Annotated in this window: 2 protein-coding genes; both read right to left on the bottom strand. The window is 72.0% G+C overall.

Annotated elements, in window-relative coordinates; all coding sequences use genetic code 11:
* A partial coding sequence (locus AB0H36_RS46465; protein ID WP_360538358.1) for an MFS transporter occupies window positions 1-1,241 on the bottom strand: 1,241 nt, incomplete at its 3' end.
* Between the two features lie 2 nt (window positions 1,242-1,243).
* On the bottom strand, window positions 1,244-2,025 hold a 782-nt coding region (locus AB0H36_RS46460; RefSeq protein WP_360538356.1), incomplete at its 5' end, for an enolase C-terminal domain-like protein.

The following is a 2,025-nucleotide window of genomic DNA, read 5'->3' as shown; positions in this document are numbered from 1 at the left end:
TGCGGGATGCCGCCGCGGCGATGCAGCAGGAGGATCGCTGCCGCCGACGCAACCCCCGCGGTCGCGCAGATGAGCCCCGGGCCCCACGCCAGCGCGTCGCCCGTCGCGGCGATCGCGGCGCCGACCAGCGGGGTCAGACAGATCGTGGCCAGGCCGGCGAGTAGGTAGAACGCACCGAAGTACGTCCCGGTCAGGCGACGGCTGCCAAGGCTGGGGATCAGCTCGTTGACGAACGGCTGGGCGATCATGATCCCGGTCGCGAGCACCAGCGCCGCGACGAGCACCGGGGCGAGCCTGGTGGCGACGGCGAGCGGGCCGTCGCCGGGCACGGAGGGGAGGACCGAGGCGCCGGTCGGGGGCACGAGGAACGCTAGACCCATGACGGCGAGCCCCAACGCGATCGCCGGCCCGCGCGCGGGGTGGCGCGCGAACCGGCGAGTGATGCGCACCTGGAATGCAATGCTGACCACGGTCTCGGTGACGAACAGCGACGCGACCGCGGGCGCGGCTGCCCGCGTTCCGGATACCTGCTGGGCCTGCAGGGTCAGGATGAAGTAGATCTGGCTCTGCAGGGCGAACATGGCCACCAGCGCCAGCGCGAAGGCCCAGAACGCTCGGTTGGCCACGACCTCGCGAAGGTCGCCGATCACGCTGGTCACCGTGGGCTCGGCCCGCCGCGACGGGAGCACGAGGAACTGGGCCATGGTGAGGGTGGCGAAGATCCCGGCCGCGATGACCGCGGTAGGCCGGAACCCGAGCCCCATCAGCCAGATCCCCAACACCGGCCCCGCCATCGACCCGACATTGCCGAACACGTTGAACAGTGCGAACGCCTCAGCTCTGCGTTGCCCGGAGTCCGCGGCGATGTAGGCGCGGACAGCGGGGTTGAACAGCGCGCCGGCGAACCCGGTCAGCGCCGCCGCCAGCAGGACCACCAGGAATGACCCTCCGACGGCAAACAGCCCGAAGCCGACGGCGCGGATCAAGATCCCGACGACGATCACGCCGCGCGCGCCGAGCCGGTCGGCGGCCGACCCGCCGACCAAGAACAGGCCCTGCTGGGTGAGGTTGCGCACTGCCAGCACCACACCGACCGTGGCTAGCGACAACCCGACGTCGTCCAGCAGGTAATCGGCGAGGAAGGGAATGAGCATGTAGAACCCGACGTTGCCGGCCAGCTGGTTGACCAGCAGCAATCGGACCGCGACGGGCAGGGCGCGGAAGACCCGGAAGATGTCCATGCTCAGTGCCGCCTCCGGACACCGAGCCCGCCGCTGTCCGGGCAGCGAAGGACGCCGTCGTGGCCGCCGAGCCCGTCCCACGGGTCGTCGGTGAGCAGCAGATGCCCGTCGAGGTCAATCCATCGGGCCACCCCGCTCAGATGCACCGCCGGCGCGATGCCCAGCGAGCTCGCCACCAGGCAGCCCAGCATGACGTGCATGCCGGCCGCGGTCGCCGTGGTCGCGAGCTGCCGGGCGGCGTCGATACCACCACATTCAGCGAGCTTGATGTTGATCCCGGCGAGGCCGGCCGGGAGCGATCGGACGTCGGCGAGCGTTCCGGCGTCCTCGTCGGCGATGATCGGCAGCCCGGTCGCCTGTGCGATCCGTACCAGGTCCTCCGGGCTCCCGGCGGGCACCGGCTGTTCGACGGCGTCGATGCCCAGCGGGCTGAGCGCGGTGAGCACGTCAGTCGCCGTGCCCGCGTCCCAGGCGCCGTTGGGGTCCAGCAGCAGCCGCACGTCCGGGGCCGCGGCGCGCACAGCACGCACCCGGGCGATGTCTTCGCCGGTGTCGGCCGAGCCCAGCTTGAGCTTGAGAACCGCGTACCCGGCCCGGACCAGGGCGCGCGCGGCGAGCGCTGCGGCTGCGGATTCGACGATGCCGATCGTGCGGGCGGTGGGCACTTCCGGCCGCGGCGGCGCCCCCACCAACTCGTACACCGGAATCCCGCCCTGCAACGCGAGCAGGTCGTGCAGCGCGGCGTCGACCGCACTCGCCACCGCCAGGGCGTCGGCGAGACGCG

Source organism: Kribbella sp. NPDC050820, from assembly GCF_040653975.1.
Taxonomy (GTDB): domain Bacteria; phylum Actinomycetota; class Actinomycetes; order Propionibacteriales; family Kribbellaceae; genus Kribbella.
This window is presented reverse-complemented; position numbering and strand designations above follow the sequence as displayed.